The sequence below is a fragment of the Qipengyuania algicola genome (assembly GCF_042492175.1).
Classification (GTDB): Bacteria; Pseudomonadota; Alphaproteobacteria; order Sphingomonadales; family Sphingomonadaceae; genus CAJXSN01.
Window position 1 is genome coordinate 39,048 of sequence record NZ_CP170453.1, and the last position, 25,045, is coordinate 64,092.

25 protein-coding genes and 1 tRNA gene are annotated in these 25,045 nt (G+C 62.1%); 12 read left to right on the forward strand and 14 right to left on the reverse strand.

The annotated features are described in order from the left end of the window. Window positions 1–37 precede the first annotated feature (37 nt). Window positions 38–1,825 (reverse strand): aspartate--tRNA ligase, encoded by a 1,788-nt coding sequence (gene aspS / locus ACFCW2_RS00215; protein ID WP_379547285.1) that lies wholly within the window; start codon window positions 1,823–1,825, stop codon window positions 38–40. Between the two features lie 191 nt (window positions 1,826–2,016). On the opposite strand from aspS, the gene rnd reads away from it, so the two are divergent. The 3 genes from rnd to ACFCW2_RS00230 all read left to right on the forward strand — a co-directional run bounded on the left by rnd (window position 2,017) and on the right by ACFCW2_RS00230 (window position 4,661). Beyond that, window positions 2,017–3,273, forward strand: coding sequence for a ribonuclease D (gene rnd, locus ACFCW2_RS00220; protein ID WP_379547287.1), 1,257 nt, complete (start codon window positions 2,017–2,019; stop codon window positions 3,271–3,273). Between the two features lie 9 nt (window positions 3,274–3,282). Then, window positions 3,283–4,179, forward strand: coding sequence for a LysR substrate-binding domain-containing protein (locus ACFCW2_RS00225; RefSeq protein ID WP_379547289.1), 897 nt, complete (start codon window positions 3,283–3,285; stop codon window positions 4,177–4,179). A 119-nt stretch (window positions 4,180–4,298) separates the two neighbouring features. Next, the gene (locus tag ACFCW2_RS00230; RefSeq protein WP_379547291.1) at window positions 4,299–4,661 is read left to right on the forward strand and encodes a PilZ domain-containing protein; all 363 of its coding nucleotides are present in this window, start codon (window positions 4,299–4,301) and stop codon (window positions 4,659–4,661) included. Between the two features lie 20 nt (window positions 4,662–4,681). On the opposite strand, the gene pgsA is transcribed toward ACFCW2_RS00230, so the two are convergent. Beyond that, window positions 4,682–5,248 (reverse strand): CDP-diacylglycerol--glycerol-3-phosphate 3-phosphatidyltransferase, encoded by a 567-nt coding sequence (pgsA, locus tag ACFCW2_RS00235; RefSeq protein ID WP_379547293.1) that lies wholly within the window; start codon window positions 5,246–5,248, stop codon window positions 4,682–4,684. A gap of 100 nt (window positions 5,249–5,348) precedes the next feature. Here pgsA and ACFCW2_RS00240 point away from each other — a divergent pair, with 100 nt between their 5' ends. Continuing rightward, window positions 5,349–6,725, forward strand: coding sequence for an MFS transporter (locus ACFCW2_RS00240; protein ID WP_379548989.1), 1,377 nt, complete (start codon window positions 5,349–5,351; stop codon window positions 6,723–6,725). An 8-nt stretch (window positions 6,726–6,733) separates the two neighbouring features. Here the strand turns inward: ACFCW2_RS00240 and ACFCW2_RS00245 are convergent, their stop codons facing one another. Then, on the reverse strand, window positions 6,734–6,934 hold the full coding sequence (locus ACFCW2_RS00245; protein WP_379547294.1) for a hypothetical protein: 201 nt from the start codon (window positions 6,932–6,934) through the stop codon (window positions 6,734–6,736). A 156-nt stretch (window positions 6,935–7,090) separates the two neighbouring features. Between ACFCW2_RS00245 and ACFCW2_RS00250 the strand changes: the two genes are divergently transcribed. After that, complete coding sequence (locus ACFCW2_RS00250) at window positions 7,091–8,782, forward strand: thiamine pyrophosphate-binding protein (protein ID WP_379547296.1); 1,692 nt, start codon at window positions 7,091–7,093, stop codon at window positions 8,780–8,782. A gap of 3 nt (window positions 8,783–8,785) precedes the next feature. Here ACFCW2_RS00250 and ACFCW2_RS00255 read toward each other — a convergent pair whose 3' ends face one another. Continuing rightward, window positions 8,786–9,196 (reverse strand): EVE domain-containing protein, encoded by a 411-nt coding sequence (locus ACFCW2_RS00255; protein ID WP_379547297.1) that lies wholly within the window; start codon window positions 9,194–9,196, stop codon window positions 8,786–8,788. A 116-nt stretch (window positions 9,197–9,312) separates the two neighbouring features. On the opposite strand from ACFCW2_RS00255, the gene ACFCW2_RS00260 reads away from it, so the two are divergent. From ACFCW2_RS00260 to ACFCW2_RS00280, 5 genes are all read left to right on the forward strand, one after another. Then, the gene (locus ACFCW2_RS00260; RefSeq protein WP_379547298.1) at window positions 9,313–11,010 is read left to right on the forward strand and encodes a putative bifunctional diguanylate cyclase/phosphodiesterase; all 1,698 of its coding nucleotides are present in this window, start codon (window positions 9,313–9,315) and stop codon (window positions 11,008–11,010) included. Between the two features lie 86 nt (window positions 11,011–11,096). Then, complete coding sequence (gene dapF, locus ACFCW2_RS00265) at window positions 11,097–11,915, forward strand: diaminopimelate epimerase (protein ID WP_379547300.1); 819 nt, start codon at window positions 11,097–11,099, stop codon at window positions 11,913–11,915. Continuing rightward, window positions 11,912–13,108: a MiaB/RimO family radical SAM methylthiotransferase gene (locus ACFCW2_RS00270; protein ID WP_379547302.1), complete on the forward strand. Its 1,197-nt coding sequence runs from the start codon at window positions 11,912–11,914 to the stop codon at window positions 13,106–13,108. Before dapF ends, ACFCW2_RS00270 begins: the two co-directional genes overlap by 4 nt. Then, complete coding sequence (gene ftsY, locus ACFCW2_RS00275; RefSeq protein WP_379547304.1) at window positions 13,105–14,052, forward strand: signal recognition particle-docking protein FtsY; 948 nt, start codon at window positions 13,105–13,107, stop codon at window positions 14,050–14,052. Before ACFCW2_RS00270 ends, ftsY begins: the two co-directional genes overlap by 4 nt. Before the next feature lie 159 nt (window positions 14,053–14,211). Continuing rightward, window positions 14,212–14,871: an inner membrane-spanning protein YciB gene (locus ACFCW2_RS00280; protein ID WP_379547305.1), complete on the forward strand. Its 660-nt coding sequence runs from the start codon at window positions 14,212–14,214 to the stop codon at window positions 14,869–14,871. A 581-nt stretch (window positions 14,872–15,452) separates the two neighbouring features. On the opposite strand, the gene ACFCW2_RS00285 is transcribed toward ACFCW2_RS00280, so the two are convergent. From ACFCW2_RS00285 to ACFCW2_RS00330, 10 genes are all read right to left on the reverse strand, one after another. Continuing rightward, on the reverse strand, window positions 15,453–17,384 hold the full coding sequence (locus ACFCW2_RS00285) for a potassium transporter Kup (protein WP_379547307.1): 1,932 nt from the start codon (window positions 17,382–17,384) through the stop codon (window positions 15,453–15,455). Between the two features lie 131 nt (window positions 17,385–17,515). Further along, entirely contained in the window at window positions 17,516–18,157 is a 642-nt protein-coding gene (locus ACFCW2_RS00290) for a tetratricopeptide repeat protein (protein WP_379547308.1), read from the reverse strand. After that, the gene (locus ACFCW2_RS00295) at window positions 18,157–18,570 is read right to left on the reverse strand and encodes a cytochrome c-type biogenesis protein (RefSeq protein ID WP_379548991.1); all 414 of its coding nucleotides are present in this window, start codon (window positions 18,568–18,570) and stop codon (window positions 18,157–18,159) included. The genes ACFCW2_RS00290 and ACFCW2_RS00295 overlap by 1 nt, the downstream gene beginning before the upstream one ends. Next, a complete protein-coding gene (locus tag ACFCW2_RS00300; protein ID WP_379547310.1) occupies window positions 18,570–19,100 on the reverse strand; it encodes a DsbE family thiol:disulfide interchange protein in 531 nt (176 codons plus the stop codon). Before ACFCW2_RS00300 ends, ACFCW2_RS00295 begins: the two co-directional genes overlap by 1 nt. Then, window positions 19,097–21,067, reverse strand: a complete 1,971-nt coding sequence (locus ACFCW2_RS00305) for a heme lyase CcmF/NrfE family subunit (protein WP_379547311.1) — start codon at window positions 21,065–21,067, stop codon at window positions 19,097–19,099. Before ACFCW2_RS00305 ends, ACFCW2_RS00300 begins: the two co-directional genes overlap by 4 nt. Continuing rightward, a complete protein-coding gene (ccmE, locus tag ACFCW2_RS00310) occupies window positions 21,064–21,531 on the reverse strand; it encodes a cytochrome c maturation protein CcmE (RefSeq protein ID WP_379547312.1) in 468 nt (155 codons plus the stop codon). The genes ACFCW2_RS00305 and ccmE overlap by 4 nt, the downstream gene beginning before the upstream one ends. Then, window positions 21,528–21,668, reverse strand: coding sequence for a hypothetical protein (locus ACFCW2_RS00315; RefSeq protein WP_379547314.1), 141 nt, complete (start codon window positions 21,666–21,668; stop codon window positions 21,528–21,530). The genes ccmE and ACFCW2_RS00315 overlap by 4 nt, the downstream gene beginning before the upstream one ends. After that, window positions 21,668–22,390, reverse strand: coding sequence for a heme ABC transporter permease CcmC (gene ccmC / locus ACFCW2_RS00320; protein ID WP_379547315.1), 723 nt, complete (start codon window positions 22,388–22,390; stop codon window positions 21,668–21,670). The genes ACFCW2_RS00315 and ccmC overlap by 1 nt, the downstream gene beginning before the upstream one ends. 103 nt (window positions 22,391–22,493) lie before the next feature. Next, window positions 22,494–23,567 carry a Leu/Phe/Val dehydrogenase gene (locus ACFCW2_RS00325; RefSeq protein ID WP_379547316.1) on the reverse strand — a complete coding sequence of 358 codons (1,074 nt, stop codon included), beginning with the start codon at window positions 23,565–23,567 and terminating at the stop codon, window positions 22,494–22,496. Window positions 23,568–23,617: 50 nt separating this feature from the next. Then, window positions 23,618–23,694: transfer RNA gene (locus ACFCW2_RS00330), tRNA-His, on the reverse strand. A 200-nt stretch (window positions 23,695–23,894) separates the two neighbouring features. On the opposite strand from ACFCW2_RS00330, the gene ACFCW2_RS00335 reads away from it, so the two are divergent. Both ACFCW2_RS00335 and ACFCW2_RS00340 read left to right on the forward strand, forming a co-directional pair. Beyond that, window positions 23,895–24,533, forward strand: a complete 639-nt coding sequence (locus ACFCW2_RS00335; RefSeq protein ID WP_379547318.1) for a prolyl hydroxylase family protein — start codon at window positions 23,895–23,897, stop codon at window positions 24,531–24,533. Then, on the forward strand, window positions 24,530–24,991 hold the full coding sequence (locus ACFCW2_RS00340) for a hypothetical protein (protein WP_379547319.1): 462 nt from the start codon (window positions 24,530–24,532) through the stop codon (window positions 24,989–24,991). Before ACFCW2_RS00335 ends, ACFCW2_RS00340 begins: the two co-directional genes overlap by 4 nt. Window positions 24,992–25,045: the final 54 nt, after the last annotated feature.

Sequence of the window (25,045 nt, forward strand, 5' to 3'; positions counted from 1 at the left end):
CGGGGGCTGCGCAAGTGCCCGCCTTCCGTCCTCTCATTTACGCCGATGCATCCTTCGGCGGTTCGATGGTGCGAATATGCACATCGCGCAGCGCCTGTGGCGGAACCTTGCTGGGTGCCCCCATCATCAGGTCCTGCGCCTTCTGGTTTAGCGGGAAAGCAATCACTTCGCGGATATTCGGCTCGTCCGCCAGCAGCATCACGATACGGTCAATGCCCGGCGCAGACCCGCCATGCGGCGGTGCGCCCAGTTTGAACGCTTCGATCATACCGGCAAATTCGCGGTCCACTGTCGCTTTGTCGTATCCGGCGATTTCGAACGCCTTGTACATGATCTCCGGCTTGTGGTTCCGGATCGCGCCGGAGGACAGCTCGTAGCCGTTGCAGACGATGTCGTATTGCCACGCCAGAATATCGAGCGGATCCTTGGTTTCCAGCGCTTCCATCTCGCCTTGCGGCATGGAGAACGGGTTGTGGCTGAAATCGACCTTTTTGGCTTCCTCGTCATACTCGAACATCGGAAAATCGACGATCCAGCAGAATTTGAAGCAGCCTTCCTCGATCAGACCCAGTGTCTCGCCCACACGCGTGCGGGCAGCACCGGCCAGCTTGGCCGCTTCTTTCGGTTTGCCCGCCGCGAAGAACAGGCCGTCATTTTCACCGAGGCCGAGCTCGTCATAGATGGCCTGCATGCCTTCGGTGCCGTGGTTCTTGGCAATCGGGCCGCCGAATTCGCCGCTCTTGCGGGTGACGTAGCCAAGGCCTGCAAAGCCCTCTTTGCGCGCCCACTCGTTCATTTCGTCGAAGAACTTGCGGCTCTTCTCGTTGGTGCCTGGCGCCGGAATAGCGCGGACGGTGCCGCCGCTGCCGACGATCTTCTCGAACAGGCCAAAACCCGATTTCTCGAAATGCGCGCCGACATCGCTGATTTCGATCGGGTTGCGCAGGTCAGGCTTATCGGTGCCGTATTTCAGCATCGATTCGGCGTAAGGAATGCGCGGGAATTCGCCGGACTTGGTCACGGTCTTGTCGCCGCTGAACTCGTCGAACACGCCCGCGAGCACCGGCTCCAATGCCTGAAACACGTCTTCCTGTGTGACAAAGCTCATCTCGAAATCGAGCTGGTAAAACTCCGGGCTGCGATCGGCGCGCAAGTCCTCGTCGCGGAAACACGGCGCGATCTGGAAATACCGGTCGAATCCGGCCACCATCAGCAGCTGTTTGAACATCTGCGGAGCCTGCGGCAGCGCGTAGAACTGACCGGGATGCAGACGGCTGGGCACGATGTAATCGCGCGCGCCCTCGGGGCTACTGGCGGCGAGAATGGGTGTCTGGAATTCAAAGAACCCCTGATCCTGCATCCGGCGGCGCAGCGACGAAATCACCTGACTGCGCAACATGATGTTGTTGTGCACCCGCTCGCGCCGCAGATCGACGAAGCGATATTTCAGGCGGATATCTTCCGGATAGTCTTCCGCCGAGTTGACGATCAGCGGCAATTCCTCGGCCCGGCTCTGGATGGTGACAGAGCGGGCGAAGACTTCGATTTCGCCTGATGGCAGGTTTGCGTTCACCGCCTCGGCATCGCGGGCCTTCACTTCGCCATCGATGGTGACGACCGATTCCAGCTTCAGCCTGTCGAGCACTGGCAGCGCGTCGCTGTCTTCATCGGCGACAATCTGGGTGATGCCGTAATGGTCGCGCAGATCGACGAACAGAACGCCGCCGTGATCGCGCTTCTTGTGAACCCAGCCCGACAGGCGGACCGTCTCGCCGACATTGGCTTTGGTGAGCGCAGCACAGTTGTGGGTACGATAGGCGTGCATGGTTTACCGGCTTCCATTCTCGAAGGATAAGGTTAGGGCACACGGAAGTGCGCTAGGTGACGCTCTATAGAGGATAAGCGTCAATGTTGCGCGCGCTAACAGGCTAAGCGTGGGAATTTGTCAAGCTGGGGCTTGCCACGGATCACGCGGCGCGAGGGCGGTACTCCGCTCAAGGGGAAAAGAAGACCACGATGAAAATCCATGACCTGATCACCGATACCGATACGCTTGCCGAATTTTGCGGGCGTATGGCAAAATCGGACTTCGTTACCGTCGACACCGAGTTCATGCGGGAAAACACCTTCTGGCCGGAGCTATGCCTGGTCCAGCTGGGGAACGAGGAAGAGGCTGCTGCGGTCGATCCGCTGGCCGAGGGTATCGATCTGACCCCGATGTGGGACCTGATGACCGAGAACGAGGACGTTCTCAAAATCTTCCACGCGGGCGGGCAGGATGTGGAGATTGTCTACAATTTTACCGGCAAGACGCCCCACCCCATCTTCGACACCCAGATTGCGATGATGGCGATCAGCCAGTCGGAACAGATCGGCTATGCCAATCTGGTCGAGAGCTGGCTGGGCAAGACCATCGACAAGGGCGCGCGCTTCACCGACTGGAGCCGCCGCCCGCTGACCGACCGGCAGATCGAATACGCCATCGGCGATGTTACCTATCTCAGCCAGATCTTCCCCATGATCCTGAAGAAGCTGATCAAGACCGGGCGCGGCGGCTGGCTGAATGCCGAGATGGAGAAGCTGGCTGACCCAGCCAATTACCAAAACGATGAAGGCGATGCCTGGAAGCGCATTCGCGCGCAGGGGCGCAATCCGCAGGTGCTGGGCCGTCTGAAAGCGTTGGCCGCCTGGCGCGAGGGCGAGGCGAAGCACAAGAACCTGCCGCGTGGCCGGATCATGCGCGACGAGACGCTGGCCGATATCGCCAGCCATCCGCCCAAAAAACAGGCCGATCTGGCCAAGGTGCGCGGGCTGTCCAATGCGTGGAAAGAAAACGACATCGGCAAGCGGCTGATGAAGGTTCTGGAAAACGCCGAGCCAATGGCGAAATCCGAAATGCCCGCCAAGGCCAAGCGCGGGGCACCTTTGGGCAAAGAAGGCGCGCTGGTTGCCGATCTGCTCAAGCTGCTGCTGAAAATCCGCTCACGCGAGATCGATATCGCCTCGCGCCTGCTGACCAAGGCGAACGAAATGGAAGCGCTCGCCGCCGGTGTGCGTGACCTGCCGATCCTGCAGGGGTGGCGCTACGAAGTGTTCGGCAAGGACGCGCTCGATCTGGTGGAAGGTAAGCTGGCCTTCGCGGTGCGCGACGGAAAGCTGCACATGACCCATGTTGATGACATGGCGGACGACATGGCGAGCAGCAAACAGGCCGCCAAACAAGCCAGGGCCGAGACCAAAGCCGCGCTGGCAGAGGCAGCGCAGGCGGACTAGGCCGACAGGGTGAGCACCTACCTCCCCACGATCAAGCAGCTCCAATATCTGGTTGCCCTGCACGAGCATTCGCATTTCGGGCGCGCGGCGGAGGCAAGCTTTGTCTCCCAGTCCACGCTTTCGGCCGGCATCCGCGAACTGGAATCGCTGCTGGGCACCACGCTGGTGGAACGCACGCGGCGGGTGGTGCGGTTCACGCCGCTGGGCAATCAGGTGGTCGAGAAGGCGCACCGTTTGCTGCGGGAGGCCGAAGAACTGTCAGAGCTGGTGCAGGCCGCAGGCAAGCCGCTCGCGGGCACCGTGCGGATGAGCGTCATCCCGACCATTGCGCCGTTCCTGTTGCCAAAGATTCTGCCCCGGCTGCGCCGCGAACGGCCCGAACTGAAGCTGTTCCTGCGCGAGGAAACGAGTGCGGATGCGGTCGAATCGCTCCAGCACGGGCGGGTCGATTGCGTATTGCTGGCCCTGCCCTTCCCTACCGGCGATGTGGAAAGCGCCGCCATCGGCGAAGACCGCCTGCTGATCGCCATGCCCAAGGACGACCCGCGCGATCCGCCTGAAAGTGTGCGCCCGTCGGCCATCGATGAAGGCCGCCTGCTGATGCTGGAAGACGGGCATTGTCTGCGCGATCATGCGCTGGCCGCCTGCAACCGGCCTGAACTGAAAGGCAACGCCGCGATGATCGGCACCAGCCTGCACACGCTGGTGCAGATGGTCGACAATGGCCTTGGCTGGACGATGCTGCCGCAAATGGCGCTGGATGCCGGTATTTTGACCGGTACGGATGTGGTCGCGCGCCCTCTGACGACCAGCTCCGATACGCGGCAAATCGCGCTCATCTGGCGCACGGGCAGCCCCCGCAGCGAGGAATTCCAACTGCTCGCCGAGGAACTGCGCGCGGGGTAATCCCGCATGCCGCCGGAGCCCCTGCCAGTCCAAGCTTCACGAAATATTGGTAAATTTTGAGCTAAGCATCAACCTGAGGCCGAGGGAGAATACGGCCGGGTCGGAAAAGGTATGATGTTATGCGTTCTTACAACCGCTTGTCGCTCGACAAGGAAATTGCCTGCCGCGTGGACGGCGTGCGCGAATATGTGACGCTCTACAATGTCTCCAGCGGCGGCTGCATGATCGAATGCGTCGGCGATATGGCCGAGGGCAGCCGGGTCGATCTTGACCTCAACGATGTCACCCCGATGCGGGGCTCAGTCGTGTGGCGGATCGAGAAGAACGCCGGCATCAAATTCGATGTGCCGCTGCACACCGCAGTGGTGGAATCGCTTGGCTATGCGGCGATGGACGAAGAGTTCGACCGGCACGATCCGCGTGATCGCTTCGGGATTCCGCTGGTCGGCACGCTGCACAAGGCCGCCGGCAATATGGGTTGAGGGCGCTTCAGCGCGCCTCCTCAATCCATATGTTTGAGGCCAACGCGCAGATAATCCCAGCCCGTCACCACAGTCAGAATGGCCGCCGCCCACAGCGTGGTCAGGCCGGTCAGGTGGATCCATTCATACTGGGGCAGCGCGCCCCCGCCGATCAGCGCACCCAGTGAAATGAGCTGGAACGTCGTCTTCCATTTGGCCAGCTGGGTCACCGGCACAGAGACCTGCAGCCCGGCAAGAAATTCGCGCAGGCCCGACACCGCAATTTCGCGCATCAGAATAATCAGCCCTGCGATCACGTGGAAATCGCCCACGATAGGCCCGCGCAAGAAGCCCTGTGCCGTCAACACCAGAATAACCGCCGCGACCATGATCTTGTCGGCGATGGGATCGAGAAATATTCCCAGCTTCGAAACCGTGCCCTGCGCCCGCGCCAGATAGCCATCGAGATAATCCGTCAGGCTGATCGTGCAGTAGAGAAGGAAGCCCATCGCGTAGCCCAGTGTCCAGCCCGGCCACCACAGCAGGTAAGCGAGCAGTGGAACCGCAAATATCCGCGACAAAGTGAGTATGTTGGGCAAAGTCAGCATAGGCCAGACGCGCCCCTAGCCGATCAGGCCAGCGGGAAAAAGAACAGAAGCGCCCTTGTCCGCCATCGACTTACAGCTAGAACAGCAGGCGATGGGCCGCATGGCCTGCGTTTGGGGACAATTCTTGACCACCGTCAAACTGCTCGGCCGTCGGCGTTTCCTGCCGTTATTTGTCACCCAGCTGTTCAACGCGTTCAACGACAATCTGTACAAGACCGCGATGGTCCTGTTCGTCGTGTATCAGGTCTACAATTCCGAAGAGGCGGAGGGGCTGTTCAGCGCGGTCGCTTCGGGTCTGTTCATTCTGCCTTTCTTCGCGCTTTCGGCTGTGGCCGGACAATTGGCGGATATGCGCGACAAGGCGCGGATCGTGCGTATCGTGAAGTTCTGCGAAATCGGCCTGATGATTATCGGGGCGACAGGGCTCTATCTGGCGTGGCGCGGCTTTGATCTGCCAGTGTCGATCCCGCTGGGCTTCACGACTATCGATACCAGTTTCCCGATTATTCTGATGCTGTTCGCTCTGTTCTTGACCGGCGTGCAATCGACATTTCTCGGGCCCATCAAATACGCGATCCTGCCGCAGCATTTGCGCAAAGAGGAGGTGCTGGCCGGCACCGGTCTAGTCGAAGCAGGGACCTATGTCGCGATTTTGGCCGGCACTATTCTGGCGGGCTGGATCCCGGTCGAATATGCCGCTGCCGCGATTATCGGCGTGTCGATCATGGGTTATATCTCCTCGCGCCAGATCCCCCCCGCCCCGCCGCTGGGACAGGTGGAGAAGCTCGACTGGCATATTCTGCGCGCTTCGACCCGGTTGATCCGCAAGACGATGGATGACCGGCAGGTTTATTATGCGATTCTCGCCATCAGCTTTTTCTGGACCATCGGTGCGGTGCTGTTCATCCAGTTCCCGCCGCTGGCGAAAAACGTGATCATGGCCAGCAAGGAAGTGGCGAGCGTGTTCCTCGTCGTCTTCTCGGTTGGCGTGGCCATAGGTTCGGTGGCGGTGAACAAGCTGCTGAAGGGCCAGGTGTCCGCGCGGTTTGCCCCTGTATCCGTGCTCGTGATGGCTCTGTTTGTGGTCGCCTTCTACATCGTTTGCAAAATGTGGCAGGCCGATCAGCCGACCGAGCTTCTGGATGTTGCCAGCTTCATCTCGTGGCCGATGGCGACTGTGCTGCTGCTTTGCCTGCTGGGCATTTCGGTCTCTGGCGGGATGTTCGTGGTGCCGCTCTACGCCTTTCTGACCACCCGGGTTTCGACCGATCAGGCGGCACGCACAATCGCTGCGAACAACATCGTCAATAGCGGCGCGATGGTGGGTGGATCGCTGCTCGCCATGGCGCTCACCGCAGGCGGCGTGCCGATTGCCGAGCAGGTGCTGCTCAGCGCTGCCATGTGCATCATTTCTGCGTGGCTGGGCGTACGCCTGCATTCAGCGGAGAAAGTCGAAGCCGCTGCTGCTTCGGCCTGAAACACGGCTCAGGCGATAAACACCAGAGCGGCCACCAGGCTGGCGAAGTAAGCGCTCACAAAGCCGCGAATGTCGTCCTTGCCCGGCATGAACTTTGAACGCAGACGCACCGGCGGATCTTCCCCCAGAACATGCGGAGGGATCGAGGCACGAAAGGGGTGCCGTGCGGCTTCGTCCGTCAGGACAAGGGAGCGTCTGGTGCGTTTCATCACGGACCGGTTAACGTATTGATAACCATTACGCCCCTGCGCAGTTCAGGGTGTCGCGTGGCGGGACATTAACCCTGCCGGTTCATGAGCTTCGGCCTGCTCTCCGCCTTATCGCTGCGATTGCCGCCTCGCTTCGACACGGCTAGGCAGCGCAGCATGAGAGAAACGACGACTCCTGACGCCGCCCGCCTGCTGGTCGATTGCCTGAAAGAGCAAGGCTGCGACCGCATATTCACTGTGCCGGGGGAGAGCTTTCTCCAGGTGCTCGACGGGCTGGAGCAGCAGTCGGAAATCGACGTGGTGACCTGCCGTCAGGAGGGCGGAGTCGCCTTCATGGCCTGCGCCGATGGTGCCCTGAACGCAGGCGGCAGTGGTAAGCCGGGCGTGGCCTTCGTAACGCGCGGTCCGGGCGCGACCAATGCCAGCATCGGTGTGCATGTTGCGCATCAGGACTCGCAGCCGATGATCCTGTTTGTCGGCGATGTGGCGCGCGACATGCGTGAGCGCGAGGGTTTTCAGGAAGTCGATTTTCCCGCCTTCTTCGGCCCGATCTGCAAATGGGCGGCGCGGATTGAAAGCGCGGACCGGATCCCGGAATTTGTCGCGCGGGCCTACTCGGTTGCCATGTCGGGTCGGCCCGGCCCCGTGGTCCTCGCCCTGCCAGAAGACATGCTGTCGGACGCGACCAGCGCCGCCCCGCGCCCCGAAGTGTCGCGTCCGGCGCAGGCCCCCTGCCCCGATGCCATGCAGGCTATGATGGCCATGATCGGCGATGCCGCCAGCCCGGTTGCGATTATAGGCGGCGCAGGCTGGAACGCGAAAGCGCGCGAGCATTTCCAGCTGTTCGCCGAGCGTATCGGCCTGCCGGTCGCGACTGCCTTCCGCCGTCAGGATGCGATCAGTCCGTCGAGCAGCGTCTATGCCGGCAACCTTGGCTACGGCCCCAATCCTGCACTGATCGAGCGGGTCAAGAACGCCGATCTGATTATCGCAGTCGGGGCGCGGCTGGGCGAAGCGACCACCGACGGCTACACCGTGGTCACGCCCGATCACCCCGGCCAGCAGCTGATCCATATCCATCCCGATCCGGACGAGCTGGGCCGCGTCTACCGCACCGATCTGGCCCTGTGCTCCGATATGGCCGAATTCGCCGAGAGCGCCGCCCTGTGGGATGATAGCGCGGTGATATCCTTCGATGCAGGCAGTGAAGCGCATGCCGAATGGGAGGCATGGGCCACCGCGACCCCGCAATCCTCCGATAATGCCTATCCGCTTGATCTGGCGACCTGCGTCACCTTCATGCGGGACAGTCTGCCAGCCGATACGATCATCTGTAATGGTGCCGGAAACTTCGCCGGATGGTGGCACCGCTATTGGCGCTATGCCGGTTATCCCTCGCAGCTTGCCCCGACATGCGGCGCGATGGGATACGGCGTGCCCGCAGCAGTGGCGGCGGCCCTGCGCCACCCCGAACGCACGGTGGTTGCCGTGGCGGGAGACGGTGATTTTATGATGAACGGGCAGGAACTCGCCACCGCCGCACAGCATGGGTGCAACATGATGGTGATAGTCGTGGACAACGGCGCCTATGGCACCATTCGCATGCATCAGGAGCGAGAGTTCCCCGGGCGCGTCTCGGCCACCAAGCTCAGCAATCCCGATTTCGCCGCGCTGGCTGCGTCCTATGGCGCGTGGAGTGCGCGCGCGGAGACTACCGAACAATTCCGCGATGCCTTGGGCGAAGCCAAGGGCCACACCGGCCTGCGCCTGATCCACTGCGTGATCGATGTGGAGCAATTGGCCGCCAGTGGCGCGACCATCAGCGGGCTGCGCGCGAAAGAAGCTTAGCGATCAAACTCCCGCCATCGACAGGATGATGGACCATTCGTCTTCCTTGATCTCCGCGACGGAGAGGCGCGAGAGGCGCACCAGTTCGCAATCCGCCAGTTGAGGCTCGGCCTTGATCTGCTTGAGCGTCACCGGATGGGGCAGCTTGGTTTTGGGCACCACTTTCACTGCGGCCCATTTACCCGTCTCATCGGTGGGATCGAGGATGCCCGCCACGCTGACTTCGCAGATGCCGACAATCTCCAGCCCTTCGCGCGAATGATAGAAAAACGCTTGATCGCCCACTTCCATCGCGGCCAGATTGTTCTTCGCCCGGTGGTTGCGCACCCCGTCCCACGTGCCCTCTTTTTCGGCCACCAGATCGTCCCAGCTATATTTGAACGGTTCCGATTTCATCAGCCAATAGCGGGCCATAGGTCTGGTCTTTCTGGATAAATCCAAGGTGGGTTTGCGGCCTTCTGGTGATTGGACCGGCAAAGGTCAAATGTGGATTAACCAGAATTTCAGCGGTCCGCCCTACGCACAGGCGTATGACAGGCGGGGAAAATCTCGAACCGGATGCGGCTCCTGCGTCGGCGAATGCCGATGAAGCGCGCCCGGCTCAGTCTTTGCGTGCGGAAAAGCGTGATCTGATCGCGCTGGGTATCGCAGCCGCTGCGATCATTCTGTTTGTCGGGACCGGTGGCCGCATGGTCAGCCAGTTTGTCCGCAACATCATCACCGATGGCGCAAATTCGGTCGATCCGATGGTCGCCTCGACGCTCTTGCTCAATGTGGCGCTGATCATCTTCATCATGCGCCGCCATACCGATCTGACTCGCGAAGTGGCCGAGCGGCGCAAAGCCGAGCGGCGCGCGCGCGAACTCGCCGATATCGACCCGCTGACCGGCTGCCTCAATCGGCGCAGCATTGCCCCGGCTACCGATCAGCTGGTCGGCGAAGCCAATCGCAGCCGCCGCGGGGTCGCCTTCATCATGATCGACCTCGACAATTTCAAACAGGTCAACGATCTGCACGGCCATCAGGCTGGCGACGAAATTCTCATGCAAGTTGCCTCGCGCATCCGCACCCTCATGCCGCGCGATGCCTTGCTGGCGCGGCTGGGCGGAGACGAATTTGCCATCGTCCAGAGCTATGACCGGATGCTGCCCGAACGCATCGACCAGTTTGTCACCCGCATCATCGACAGCGTCGCAGAGCCGTTCGATCTGGAATGCGGGGCGATTGAAATCACCATGTCGGTCGGCATTGCGGCAGACCGCGACGATCTTTCCGTACCGGGAGAGCGCTACGATTCCCAGGCGCTGATCCACAAAGCCGACATCGCGATGTACGAGGCAAAGAAGCAGGGCAAAAATCGCCATTACTGGTTCGAAGCTCCGATGGAAAACGAGCTGCGATTCCGCGGACAGCTGGAAAGCGCAATCCGTAGCGGCGTGAAGGACGGCGAATTCGTTCCCTATTACGAACAGCAGGTTGATCTGGAGACCGGCGAGCTGGTCGGCTTCGAAATGCTCGCGCGGTGGCTGTCGCCAGAGCACGGCATTGTCAGCCCGGACGTATTTATCCCGATTGCCGAAGAAATCGGTGTGATCGGCGAGCTGTCCGAAGGCTTGATCAAACAAGCTTTCGAAGATGCCAACGAATGGGACCCGGCCCTGACCCTGTCGGTCAATATTTCACCCGTGCAATTGCGCGACCCCTGGTTCTCCCAGAAAATTCTCAAGATGCTGGTCGAGAGCGGTTTCCCGGCCGAACGACTTGATTTGGAAGTTACCGAAAGCTGCCTGCACGAGAATATCGGCGTCGTCCGGTCGATGATCACCAGCCTGAAAAATCAGGGCGTGCGGATCAGTCTGGACGATTTCGGCACGGGCTATTCCAGCCTTGCCCAGCTCCGCTCGCTGCCGTTCGACCGCATCAAGATCGACCGCAGCTTTGTCAGCGACATTGGCGAGGACGAGAACGGCGCGAAAATTATCAATGCCATCATCTCGCTCGGCGACGGGTTGTCCATGCCCATCACGGCCGAGGGCATCGAGAATGACAGCATTCTGGCCGCGCTGCGCAAAATGGGTAGTATGAAGGGTCAGGGTTACCACTACGGCATGCCTGAAAATGCGACGGCCGTGCGCGAGAGATTGCAGGCCGCAGGACGGATCGTCGAGCGCTCAACCGGGCAAGACGCCCCCGGTGCGATTCCCGAAGAGCGCAAATCCCGCGCCTGATTGCATGCGCGCTTTGACGCCGCGTTCAACCAATTTCGCCGCGTAACCTTTACCTGCATCGCCGCGCCCCATAGATGCGCTGCACGATGCGGGTTGAATTCACCAAGATGCACGGGCTCGGCAACGACTTCGTGATGCTGGACGGGCGCGGGAATGCCCTGCCCGCGATGACGCCCGGCATCGCCAAGGCCCTGGCCGACCGGCACACCGGCATCGGGTGCGATCAGCTGATTGTGCTGGAGCCCGCTGCCGCCTCGTCCCCTGCCGATTTCCGGATGCGGATCTTCAACCACGATGGCGGCGAGGTGGAGGCGTGCGGCAATGCCTCGCGCGCCGTCGCGCTGCTGCATGGCAGCGATGCGCGCGTGGAAACCGCTGGCGGTGTCATCGCCGTCGCACCGTCGGATGGCGGAGCCAGCGTCGACATGGGCGTGCCGCGTTTCGACTGGGACGCGATCCCGCTGGCCTATGCGATGGATACCGCCGCGATGCCTGTCGGGTGGGAAGACCTGACCGAGCCCAGCGCGGTCAATGTCGGCAATCCGCACGCGGTGTTCTTCGTCGAGGATGCAGACGCTGTGGCGCTGGATCGCCTCGGCCCGCAGATCGAGAATGACGAACTGTTCCCCGAGCGCGTGAACGTCAATGTCGCCAGTGTTGTTGGCGACAATCACTTGCGCCTGAGAGTGTGGGAACGCGGCGTTGGTCTGACACGGGCATGCGGCACCGGGGCCTGCGCCACGGCAGTCGCCGCGTTCAAGCGGGGCCTTGTGGGCCGCAGCGTAACAGTGACGCTCCCCGGCGGCGATCTCACCATCGACATTGGCGAGGACGACCGGATCACCATGACCGGCCCCGCGCAAACCAGCTTCTGCGGCAGTTTCGCATGGGACGATTTCGCATGAGCGGCCCGGTCGAAACCAAAGCCAAGCCCGCCGAAGTCATCACACTCGGCTGCCGTCTGAATATCGCCGAGAGCGAGCGCATCGGCGCCATGCTGGCGGGCGAGGATGTGGTCGTCGTCAATTCCTGTGCCGTCACCAGCGAAGCTGTCCGCCAGACCCGGCAGGCCATTCGCAAGGCCCGCCGCGCCCGCCCCGATGCGCGGTTGCTGGTGACAGGTTGCGCCGCCGATATCGAGCGCGATGCCCTCGCCGCGATGCCCGAGGTGGACGGCCTCATCGCCAATACGGCCAAGCTCGACCCGCGCAGCTGGAATGCACCCATCGAGAGCGCACCTGTGGTGCCCGCCCGCACCCGCGCCTTTGTCGGCGTGCAGAATGGCTGCGATCACGCCTGCACCTTCTGTGTTATCCCGCAGGGGCGCGGCACCAGCCGGTCTTTACCGGTGGCCGAGGTTCTGCGGGTTATCGAACGTCATCTGGACGATGGCGCGCCCGAAGTGGTGCTTACCGGTGTCGATCTGACCTCTTGGGGCCATGATCTGCCCGATGCGCCTGGCCTTGGCGTTCTCGTCGAGGCGATCCTGCGCGCCTTCCCCGCCCTGCCCCGGCTTCGCCTGTCCTCGGTCGACGGGATCGAGATCGACCCCCTGCTGTTCGATCTGATCGCGCATGAGGCGCGGATCATGCCGCATCTGCATCTGTCACTGCAGCACGGCCACGATCTGATCCTCAAGCGCATGAAACGCCGCCACAGCCGCGCCGACGCGCTGGAGATTGTCGCGCGCCTGAAAGAGCACCGCGCGGGCCTCTCCATCGGGGCCGATCTTATCGCTGGCTTCCCGACCGAGACGGACGAGCATCACGCCGCCAACCTCTCGATCATCGACGAACTCGATATCGTCCATGGCCACATCTTCCCCTATTCGCCCCGCCCCGGCACGCCCGCCGCGCGGATGCCGCAGGTAGACCGCGCGGCTATCAAGGCCCGCGCTGCCGAACTGCGCAAAGCCACAACGGCTCGCCGCAATCTGTGGCTGGAAAACCTGATCGGACACCCGCAGGAAGTCCTCGCAGAGCGGGACGGGACAGGCTACGGCCCCAGCTTCGCACGGGTGGCCGTGCCGCAGGGCACGCCGGCCGGAACCATCCTGACCATCACTCCGACCACAATCGAAAAGGGCATGCTCCTTTGACCAAAACGAGCTGGACCGAACGCCTGCTGGGGGGCTTTCGCAAAACTTCCGACCGGCTGGGCGAGAACCTGCCCGACGTTGCCGCATCGAGCGAACCCAGCTCTGCCGGCAATGCCAAGCTGGACGAGGCCACGCTGGACGAGGTGGAAGACGCACTGATCGTCTCTGACCTCGGCCCTGCAGCCGCCGCGCGCATCAAGGACAAATTGCGCGAGCGCCGCTTCGGTCTGGAGATCACCGAACGCCAGTTGAAAGAGGCTGTGGCGGAGGAGATTGCCGCCATTCTGCGTCCCGTCGCCGTCCCGCTGGAAATCACCGCCTTCCCCCGCCCGCAGGTCATTCTGGTCATCGGGGTCAATGGCAGCGGCAAGACGACCACCATCGCCAAGCTGGCGCATTGGCTGCAGGAAGACGACTACGGCGTCATGCTGGCAGCGGGCGACACGTTCCGCGCCGCCGCTATCGGCCAGCTAGCGACCTGGGCCGAACGCATCGGCGTGCCCATCGTGCGCGGGCCGGAAGGCGGCGACCCGGCCAGCATCGTGTTCGACGGCGTGAAGGCCGCGACCGATCAGGGCATCGACGCGCTGGTTGTCGACACCGCCGGCCGCTTGCAAAACAAGACCGAGTTGATGGATGAGCTGGCCAAGATCAGGAAAGTCCTGGGCCGTCTCAACCCGGAGGCGCCGCACAATGTGCTGCTGGTGCTGGATGCAACCAACGGCCAGAATGCCCTGTCGCAGATCGATGTGTTCAAGGAAGTGGCGGGCGTAACCGGCCTGATCATGACCAAGCTGGACGGCACCGCGCGCGGCGGTGTCCTGGTCGCGGCGGCAGAGCAATACGGTCTGCCGATCCACGCTATCGGCGTGGGCGAGACAATCGACGATTTGCGGCCCTTCGACCCCGATCTGGTCGCGCGCGTGATTGCGGGGGTGGCGTAACCCTGACCCTCACTCCCCGCCCTGAAAACCTCCAGCCGACAACCCCGTTCGCCCTGAGCCTGTCGAAGTGCTGCCCTTTCCTCTAGACCTTTGCCCCCAAAAGAAGGACGATCCTTCGACAAGCTCAGGATGAGCGGAAAAAATGAGATTCAACGCATCGTGACCGAACCCACCGACACCGTCCCTCCAAACAAACCCAAATCAGGCTGGCTCAACATCCTCGTCGATTACGGCCCGCTGCTGGTCTTCCTCGGCGTCTACAAGTTCTATCAGCCGCCCGAAGATTCGATGTTCGGAGAGATCGCGGCGGTCATCTACGGCACCATCGCCTTCATGGTTGCGGCGGTGGTCGCGCTGGTCTTCAGCAAACTCAAATTCGGCCATGTCTCGCCGATGCTGATGCTCTCGACCGCGCTGATCGTCGGGTTTGGCGGCCTTACCATCTGGCTGCAGGACGAACGCTTCATCCAGTTCAAGCCAACCGCGATCTATCTGTTGTTCGGTGTGCTGCTGCTCGGCGGATGGCTGCGCGGCAAGTCACTGCTCAAGATCCTGCTCGAGGCTGCGTTCGAAGGCGTCGACGAACAGGGCTGGCTCAAGCTCAGCCGAAACTGGGGCGTGTTCTTCCTCGTCCTTGCCGGCCTCAACGAAGTGTTGGTCCGCACGATGGATTTCGAAGGCTGGCTATGGGCGAAGCTATGGGTCTTCATGCCGCTGAGCTTCCTCTTCACCTTCACCCAGATCCCCATGCTGCTGAAGCACGGGCTGGATGTCGGGCAGGAGGACGAGGTGATGAAGGACGAACCGCCTACGGCTTGAGATCAGATACTAAAAGCGGATCGTAACGTCGGCACCCTCAACGGCTGTCGATCCAATCGCATTTTGAGAAATTAAGCCTTTTGGTTCTCGATCTCCGCAAATCTCTGCTAGCGTCTCCTCAGAAACGATCTGCAGCAAGAGCCGGAAGAAGCGACTTGCCTTTGGTCTTGAACTTACCGCTGCATCATAAGCACTCTTAATCTGGCTGAAGTTGCAATTCCCATCACAAATGGTGAGCCACAGAAAGCAGACGTCCCCCACAAATATTTGATCTGCTTGACCCACATGCCGCGACAATTCCAAGCCTCTGCGAAACCTATCTCTTGCTCGCGAGATTTGGTCTTCTCCGATGCTTAGAACTCCGTCGAAAGCGAGAACCAAGGGATAATAATCAGACTTCTGTGTTAGTTGGAGCGCCTTTTCTAAGCGAGATCGCGCTTTGCTTAGTTGGCCCTTCTTCTTGTGTCGCCACGCGAGGTAGAGATAGAGAAGCTGTCTTAACTCTTGCATACGGGCTGGTCGCTCATCCAACTAGAGTGGATGCGAAGCTGAACTGTTGCAAGGAGTATCCAGACAATTGGTTAGATCCGCACCTGACTACCCAGCTCCACCACACGATTGGTCGGCAGGTTGAAGAACTCCATCGCCGTCGCCGCATTACGTAGCATCCACGCGAAGATCTTCTCCCGCCAGATCGGCATTGCGGGATTGTCGCTCGGCAGCAGGGTCTGGCGGCTGAGGAAGAAGCTGGTCTGCATCATGTCGAACTCGCCGCCGCATTGCTCCATGGTCTTGAGACCCGTGGGAACATCGGTGGCCTCCATGAAGCCGTAATGCAGCACGGACCGGAAAAACCCGTCGCCCAGATCGTAATACTCGCAGCGTTTGGCCGGATCGACATAGGGAATGTCGGCAATCTCGATGGTCAGGATCACCACCCGCTCATGCAGCACCTTGTTGTGCTTGATGTTGTGCAGCAGCGCGGATGGTATGCCCGCCGTGCTCGACGCCATGAAGATCGCGGTGCCCGGCACACGGGTTGCGCTGTTCTTGGCGCTTTTGGCGAAAATCTCGATTGGCAGCGCGACTTCGGTCATCCGCTCACGCATGATCTTGCGGCCCCGCGCCCATGTGGTGAGCAGGGTAAACGCGATCAGGCCGACCACCAGCGGGAACCAGCCTCCATCGGGTATCTTCACTAGGTTCGCCGCGAAATATGCCCCATCGACGATCAGGAACAGCAGCACGACCGGCGCTGCGTACCACCATTTCCACTTCCACACGCCGACGAACAGAACGCCCATCAGAAGCGTGTCGATAGTGACTGCGCCGGTCACCGCGATTCCGTAAGCACTGGCGAGATTGGAGGAGTTCTGGAAGGTCAGCACCAGAATGATCACCGCGATCATCAGCGCCCAGTTGACCACCGGAATGTAAATCTGCCCCGCCTCGGTCTCGCTGGTGTGGCGGATCGACAGGCGCGGGATGAAGCCCAGCTGCATCGCCTGGTGGGTGATGCTGAACGCGCCGCTGATCACCGCCTGGCTGGCGATAAAGGTGGCCACGGTGGCGAGGATTACGAGCGGCAGACGCCACTCCTCGCTCGCCAGCAGGAAGAACGGATTGCGCACCACCTCGGCGGCCTGCTCCGGCGGCAGACCGGCAATCATCGCGCCTTGCCCGAAATAGTTAAGCAGCAGGCACGGCATCACGAACCCGAACCACGACAGCCGCATCGGCCCGCGCCCGAAATGGCCCATATCGGAATACAGCGCCTCACTGCCCGTCACAGCCAGCACCACGGCGCCGAGTGCCAGAAACGCGACAAACCCGTCGAGGTAGAAAAACATCACCGCATAATACGGGTTGAGCGCCCACAGGATGTCGGGGTTCTGCCAGATCTGGTTGAGCCCCAACCCCGCGATGGTGATGAAATAGACGATCATCACAGGCGCAAACAACGCACCGACTTTCGCCGTGCCCCGCCGTTGCAGCATGAACAGGAACACCAGCAAGACCAGCGCGATGGGGATCACGAACGGCTCCAGCCCCTGATCGACCACGGTCAGGCCCTCCACCGCCGACAGGACCGAAATCGCAGGCGTAATCATGCTGTCGCCGTAGAACAGGCTGGTCGCAAACACGCCCAGCAGCACGACCAGCCAGCCATAGGAGCTCTTGCCCATATGGCGGCTCAGCAGCGCCACGAGGGCCAGACTGCCGCCCTGCCCCTTGTTGTCCGCCCGCATCAGGATGGTGACATACTGAATCGCCACCACCAGCAGCATCGACCAGAAAATCAGGCTGACCACGCCCAGCACGTGCAGCCGGTCGATGGCGATGTTGGCAGTGCCGGCGAATGTCTCGCGGAAGGCGTAAAGCGGGCTGGTGCCGATATCACCGAAGACGATGCCGATTGCGCCCACCGCCAGCGCGCCCTTGGTCGCGCCGTGGCCGGAGCTTTCACCGCCCGGAGGCGCGCGATCGATCGCTGTTGGTGCGCTGTCGCTCATCCGTCAAAGGACCTTAAAGAAGTGACCCGTCGATCCCTGCAGTGCGCTGCGCTTGCGGCGACGCTTCAGCAAAGCAAGGCGCGCGGGTAGCAGCGGCGGCATACCGGCGCAATAACCCGCTTGGAACGTGTTCAGGACCCGCCCTGCGCAACAATGGCAGCCATCAGATTATCGAGCGAGTCCACGCGTTCCTGCACATAACCATAGCCCGGCGCATTTTCCCGTGCGCCTTCAAGCGCTTCGGCCCACAATTCGCGCGTTTCCGGCAGGCGGCCGGCGCGCAATTCGGGCAAAGCAGCGAAATAGCCGACCGCCGGATTGCCGGGCAGCGCATCACGCGCATTCTGGTACGCCAGAAGCGCACCGGGCGTGCCGCGCCCATCGGCATATTCCACCAGAGCGACCGCCAGCGCCAGCCAGCCCTCCCCGTCATTGGGATTTTCCGCCACGGCGTTGCGATAGAACCCGCTGGCCGTCTCGTAATCCCCGCGGCGCGCATAGGTGTCGCCGGTCAGGACAAAGCGACTGGGCGGGCGCGAGGCGTCGAAAAACTCACGCCGAGCGTCGATCAGCGCCGGAGCCGCAGTGAGCGTCGTATCCGCTTTGGGCAACGGCGCGGAGGGCAAACCGGGGAAGCCTTGCGCAGCGTAGCCGGCAAGACCGAACACCAGAGCCGCCGCAAACAGCGTCCACAGATTGCGCGCATCGCGCAGCAGCACCGCCCCGCAGGCCAGCGCGCCCGCGCCTAGCAAGACTACCGCAATCCAGCTCATCAGGAACGCCTCAGGCGGCGGACAAACAGCCCGAGCGCAATCAGCACCAGAAACGCCGGGATGGCATAGAGCGGCCAGGTGATCCCGCCCGCTTCGGGCGCGTAGCTGATATAATCGCCATATCGCTCGATCAGCCATTGGCGAATGTCTTCCGGGCTTTCGCCCGCCTGCATCCGGCTGCGCACCAGATGCCGCATATCGACCGCCATTTCCGCATCGCTATCGGCAATGGATTGCGACTGGCAGGTCAGACAGCGCAGGCTTTCCATCAGCTCCTTGGCTTCCGCCTCTTGCGCGGGATCGGCCAGCTGGGTGTTGGCCATCGATGCCGAATCAGCCGTCTGCGCCGCAGTATACCCCGATGGCAGGGCAAGGAAGGCGATGGCCGCGATCATCAGCCACAGACGGCGCATCATTCGCCCGCCTCCCGAAGCTTTTCGAGGATCAGCGGCACATCCCGCTCGCGAATATCGCCGATATGCTGGTGGCGGATGATCCCCTGACCGTCGATCACGAAGGTTTCCGGAACCCCGCTGGAACCAATGGCGAGTTGCACCGAGGAGCGCTCGTCGATGGCGATGCCGGCATAGGGATCGCCATGCTGCGCCAGAAATGCAGCGATGTCTTCCTGCGTATCGCGAATGGCGATGCCGACAATCGGTGCGCCCGCTTCCTTCAGGCTCTCCAAATGCGGGGCCTCGGCAATGCACGGCAGGCACCATGTCGCCCAGATATTCAGCAGACGCGGCTGGCCATCGGTGAAGGCCGCATTCGTCAGCGGCGCACCATCGGCGCGGCCGGAAGGGAGCTCGAACATCGGCAAAGGCTTGCCCACCATCCGGCTGGGGATCTCGTCCGCCTTTGGCTGGGTCAGCTGATAACCTGCCAGCCCGACAAACAGCGCAAACAGCGCGAGGGGAATATAAAACGCCCAGCGGTTCATGCTATCGCCTCTTCTTGCTGACGAACCATAAGCTGGTCTGCCTGTCGCTCCGCAAGCCGCGCTTCCTGCGCCTTCCGCCGCCGGGAGCGCCGTATATGCCCCGCTGCGGCAAGAATACCGCCCAGCGCAATCAGCAGCGATCCATACCAGATCATCGCCACAAAAGGCTTCCACCAAAGCCGCAATTGCCAGCGCCCGTCGCCCGCCGCTTGACCCAGCACGGCATAGAGCTGCCCGTCCCACCGGTTCAGCAGAGCGCTCTCGGTCGTTGTTTGCACTGGCTGCACGAAAGTGCGTGATTGCGGGCGCAGGATGACAGCGTCGCCCCCATCGCTCGCCGAAAGGCGCGCCTCCAGCGCTGTCCAGTTCGGCCCCGCCAGTGGCTCCACGCCTTCCAGAGTTACCTCATACGGGCCGATCTGCGCGCCTTCGCCGGCGCTCACCGCAGCCAGCGTTTCTTTGGAGAAACCGCTTTCGCTGGCCATGCCGAACAACGACACCGCCACGCCGAAATGGGCCAGCACCATGCCCCATGTCGCCATCGGGGTCCGGCTCAACTTGCGTCCGTAGAGCGGCATTACAGCCGCCACCGCAATCACCGCCGCGAAGGCCAGACCAAGGACAGGCAACACGCCCGCATCGCTCAGCAACGCGCCTGCAAGGGCCGTCACCACACCGACTGCGGCAAGCACGATAACACCCTTCGAAATCCGCCGCGCGCTGTCCTGCCGCCAGCGCAGGATCGGGCCGACCGCCATCACGGCAAACATCGGCAGTGCAAACACCGCGCTCACAGGATTGAAATAGGGCGGGCCGATGGACACGCGGTCCCCCGCCGCCTCTGCCATCAGCGGATAGAGCGTGCCCAGCAGAACGACGCCCAGAATGGCGCATAGCATGATGTTGTTGAACACTAGCGCCGTCTCGCGGCTGGCAACGGCAAAGCGCTTGCCCTCTGCAATGCTGCTGGCCCGCCATGCGAACAGCGCCAGCGCCCCGCCAATATACAGGGCGAGCAGGATGAGAATGAACACACCGCGCTCCGGATCAACGGCGAAACTGTGCACGCTCGTCAGCACGCCCGACCGGACGATGAAGGTGCCCAGCATGCTCATCGAAAACGCCACCACGCCCAGCATCACGGTCCAGGTCCGCAAGGCATCGCGCGCGGCCAGCACGGTGACCGAATGCAGCAGCGCGGTCGCCGCCAGCCATGGCATCAGCGACGCGTTCTCCACCGGGTCCCAGAACCACCAGCCGCCCCAGCCCAGCTCGTAATAAGCCCACCAGCTGCCCGCGGCGATCCCCAGTGTCAGGAACACCCACGCGCCCAGCACCCAGGGCCGCATCGCGCGGGCAAAGTCGGGGTTCACCTGCCGTGTAATCAGCGCGCCGACGACAAAGCTGAAAGCGACCGACAGGCCGACATAGCCGATGTATAAAGTCGGCGGATGGAAGGCGAGGCCCCAGTCCTGCAGCAGCGGGTTCAGCCCCGCCCCCTGCGCGGCCGGAGAGGGCAAACGCTCGAACGGATTGGAGCTGCCGATCAGAAAGGCATAGAAGCCCACGCCCACAGCCCCTTGCGCGGCGAGAACCGCCTGTATCGTGCGTTCGGGCAGGCGTTTCTCCAGCGCGCCGATGGCTGCGCCCGAAAGCGCCATGACCGCGACCCACAGCAGCATGGAACCCTCGTGATTCCCCCACGCACCGGTCAGCTTGTAGATCATCGGCTTTTCGGAATGCGAATTGGTGGCGACCAGCTTCACCGACAGATCGGTGATCGCAAACAGCCACAACAGGCACGCAAACGCGGTCAGCGCCAGCAACCCCTGCACAATGGCGGCAGGCCGTGTAAGCGCGCCGATATCGTTGCCTTCGCTGCGCGTCGCCAGCGCGCCTGCGATGAATTGCAGCATGCACAGCGCAGCCGCCATCCACAACGCGGCGAGGCCGATTTCCGCTGTCACTTGGGCGAAATCCCGGTGGTCTCGGCCACCACCTGCTGCGCCTGATGCTCGGTCATGTCCTGCAATTCGCGCGGCACGTAGTTTTCGTCATGCTTGGCCAGCAGGGTCTCCGCCATGAAGGTGCCGTCGCCCATGCGTCCCTCTGCCACCACCCCGGAGTTTTCGACGAACAGATCGGGCACGATGCCGGTGAATTGCACGGGCATGGAGGCCTCGCCATCGGAAACAACGAAACGGATCGAAACGCCGTCAGCCTGCTGCGCAATGGAGCCGGTCTGCACCATGCCGCCCAGACGGACGAGGCGGGTCTTCTCTGGCGGATCGGCAACAATTTGGCTGGGCGTGTAGAAGTAATTCGCCTCGCTGCGCAGGCCCCAAGCGGCGAGCAGTCCTGCGCCGATCAGCACCACCAGCGCAATCACCACCAGCACGAGCCGCTGGTGTTTCGCTTTGAGCATAGTCATTTGCGCCGCGCCTCCTCACGCCGGGCTTCTGCCTTGCGCATGGTGATGAAGGCCCACAGCACCAGAGCGCCAATCGCCAGCAGCCCCACCGCATAGGATGCGACCACGAAATCCCACTGGGCCAACCCCTCGCGCATCAGGCGGTCTCCATCGCCTTGCGCCGCAGCCGCGCATCGGCCTGCATATCGGCGAGCAAGGCCCGCATCCGCGCCAGCACTACGCCGCCAAACAGCAGCGAATACCCCAGCACGGCTATCAGCAGCGGCCAGAGGTAAGCCGGATCAATCGCGCTCTTGCCCACGGTCAGGCTGGGCGGCTGGTGCAGCGAATTCCACCAGACGACCGAGCGGTTGATAATCGGAATGTTGATCGCGCCGACCAGCGCAAAAATTGCCGGAATGCGCTGCGAAACGCCTTCACGCGCGCTGGCCTGCGCCAAGGCGATGTATCCCGCATACAAGAACAGCAGCACCAGCATGCTGGTCAGCCGCCCGTCCCACACCCACCAGGTGCCCCATGTCGGGCGGCCCCAGATGGAACCGGTTGCCAGACAGACCGCAGTGAACACCATGCCAGGTGCAGCCGAGGCCCGCGCGGCGATGGCGGCCAGCGGATGACGCCAGACCAGCAGAGCGATGCTGGACAGCGCAATCGCGGTCCATCCGCCCATGCCGAGCCACGCGGCGGGCACATGGATAAACAGGATGCGCACCGTCTCGCCCATCAGCCGGTCGGGCGGAACCTGTGTCAGGCCCCACCACGTCGCGCCAGCCGTCAGCACCAGTCCCGAGATCAGCAGCGCAGGCGTCAGCCAGCGGGCAATCGCGAGGAACCGGCGGGGATTGGCGAAACCGTGCATGAATGGGCTCTAGCGGGGAAATGGCGCGTGTTACCGGCTCTCTTACAGGCAGATACCAGTGGTGGGAAGGCGGTCCAAAGGGTGGCCTTCCAGCCCCGCAAACCTATCGCCCGATCAGCTTTTGCGCCATGCGGTCGGCAACGACATCGGAGGACACGCCGCTGCTATCGCTTTCCGCCCAGATTTCTTCCAGACGTCCGGGGATCAACGCCAAGCGCTTGCGCACTTCATTGATATCGCATGGATCGCCGTGGCAGCGGCACAGATATTCCATCGTCACGCTGATGATGCCGCCTGCGTTGATCACATAGTCCGGCGCATACAGGATACCGCGCTCGGCAAGCTGTGCCCCGTGATGCGCGCGGGCGAGCTGGTTGTTCGCCCCGCCAGCGACAATCGGGCAATCGAGGCGTGCAATGCCCTCCTCGTCCAGAATGGCGCCCAGCGCGTTAGGGCTGAAGACGTCGCAGGACGTGCTCATGATCGCATCAGGTGCAGCGACTTCGCCGCCCAGCTCTTCCGCCAGCGCCTTGGCCCGGCCTTCGTCGATATCCGACAGGGTCAGCTTCGCGCCATCCTGCGCCAGCAGTTTCGCTACGCCGCCGCCTACGCTGCCGGTGCCCTGAATGGCGACATGCACGCCCTTCACGCTGTCCTTGCCCAGCTTGTACCGCACTGCTGCCTTGATGCCGTGATAGATGCCCATCGCGGTAAACGGACCGGGATCGCCGCCTGCCATATTGTCGCCTGCGCTGCCATCGACCGGCAGGCCGGAGACATGCGCGGTGCGCTGCGAAACGGCGACCATATCGTCTTCGCTGATGCCGACATCCTCGGCCGTAACATAGCGGCCATTCAGAGCCTCTACCGCATCACCGAAGGCGGCGAGCATTTCAGGTGTCTTGCGCTTGTCCGCACCGGCCAGGATCACAGCCTTGCCGCCGCCCATGGGCAGACCGGCCATCGCGTTCTTGTAGCTCATCCCGCGGCTCAGGCGCAGCGCATCGCGCATCGCGGCCTTTGGCTCGGCATAATGCCAGAAGCGCGTGCCCCCGGCACCGGGGCCAAGATGGGTGGAATGCAGCGCAATAATCGCGGTCAGCCCGCTTTCCGGATGGCGGACGAGCTGTACCAGCTCGTGATCGTCATAATCGGGTTCGGTCCAGAAAGCTGTCATTATCGCGTCCCTGCGCAGGTGCTGAAAGCGGCATGATCGGAAGCGAAAAATGGGGCGATCGACGGGGTTTGAACCCGCGACCTCCGGTACCACAAACCGGCGCTCTAACCAACTGAGCTACGATCGCCACATGCCCCGAAATTGCCGTGCATGGCGGGGCTGTTACGCCCGTAAACACGCCCGTCAAGGGCGCTTTCAGGCGGGGGCGAGCCTGTTGCATAAGCGGCCCCGATTGGGAAGCGAAAACTGCGCTGGCGGCGCTCAGGCGCAATATTCTTACCTTTGCTGCTTGCACGGTCTCGCCGGATATCTGATGCTGGAACACCGATGGTGCAACCAAACGAATCCTCGGGCGAGCGGCTGCTGGCCTATGGCGGCGTGCAAAAGCTGCCCTTCCCCAAGGCCGAAATGTTCCAGCGGCGCGGCTTTGTGGAGCCGGAACTGTGCGCGCAGCTGTTAGCGCTGATCGAGGCCGAACGCCGCCCCTCCACGCTCGCGGATGCCAATGGCGATCACTATTTCCGCACCAGTGAAACCTGCGATCTGAATGCAGACCATCCGGCGGTGCAGGCGATGGAGGCGAAGCTCGACGCATTGACCGGGATCGACCCGGCTTACGGCGAGCCCTTGCAGGGCCAGCGCTATGATGTCGGGCAGGAATTCAAAGCGCACACAGATTACTTCGCGCCCGATGGAGAGGATTGGGAGAAATACTGCTCGGTCGCCGGGCAGCGGACCTGGACCTGCATGGTCTATCTCAACGATGTGGAAGCAGGCGGCGCGACCCGGTTCAAGGTCCTGAAAAAGAGCTTCCAGCCCGAGGCGGGCAAGCTGCTGGCATGGAACAATCGCCGCCCCGATGGCGAGGTGAACCCGAACACGCTCCACCACGGCATGAAGGTCCGCAAGGGGCTGAAATATGTGCTGACGAAATGGTACCGCGAGAAACCGTGGGGGTGGGAGTGATGCCACAAACATCGACATTGCTTTGGGTTCTGACCGTCGGTCTCGTCATCGCGTTTCCGATAATCGCGGACAACTACTTCACAGCAATGGCGATGGCAGGAGCCTACCCGCCTGACGGAGATACAATTATCATCCCGATTATGGGATCCGTTTTCCTTGCGATTGCCTTGTCACCGTTCATCATTGGATGCGCGTGGCTGGCATTAAGGAGATACGAGGCCGCTCCTTCGCTGATGGTCTGGCGAGACGACCGTCGATTGCGAAGCGTGTTCATCACTTTGGCAGCGCTCATTGGAATCAGTGGAGCTTTATTTCTGAGCGTAGTTTACCTGCTCCAGATCAGAATTTGGCAGGAGCTGCTTTGGACGGTGTATTATCTCGGTTGGGCCTACTGGTTTGCGGCCATGAGGGCCGCATTCATCGACCAGCCGACGAAAAGAGAGTTCTTGTTCGACTGAAACAAAAAGGGCGGCCCAGCCGGACCGCCCTTTTCCGTATTTCGCAAAGCGCTG